The sequence below is a fragment of the Paraburkholderia sp. SIMBA_053 genome, from assembly GCF_046534895.1.
Taxonomy (GTDB): domain Bacteria; phylum Pseudomonadota; class Gammaproteobacteria; order Burkholderiales; family Burkholderiaceae; genus Paraburkholderia; species Paraburkholderia caledonica.
The window spans coordinates 1-232 of sequence record NZ_JAWRXU010001839.1 but is presented as its reverse complement, the minus strand read 5'-3'; the positions used below and the strand labels follow the sequence as shown (position 1 = coordinate 232).

Below are 232 nucleotides of genomic sequence, written 5' to 3'. Positions count from 1 at the left end.
ACAAAGACACCAAGGTCATCACGCAGGGCATCACCGGCAAGACCGGTCAGTTCCATACGCGTGCTTGCCGTGAATACGCAAACGGCCGCGAAGCGTACGTCGCAGGCGTGAATCCGAAGAAGGCCGGCGAAGATTTCGAAGGCATTCCTATCTACGCAAGCGTCGCTGAAGCCAAGGCTGAAACGGGCGCGACCGTGTCGGTGATTTACGTTCCGCCGGCAGGCGCTGCTGC

The 232-nt window shown here is 59.9% G+C and carries 1 pseudogene; it reads left to right on the top strand.

What is annotated here, in order from left to right:
• Positions 1–232: pseudogene (locus SB753_RS41885) on the top strand (succinate--CoA ligase subunit alpha); the annotation flags it as partial.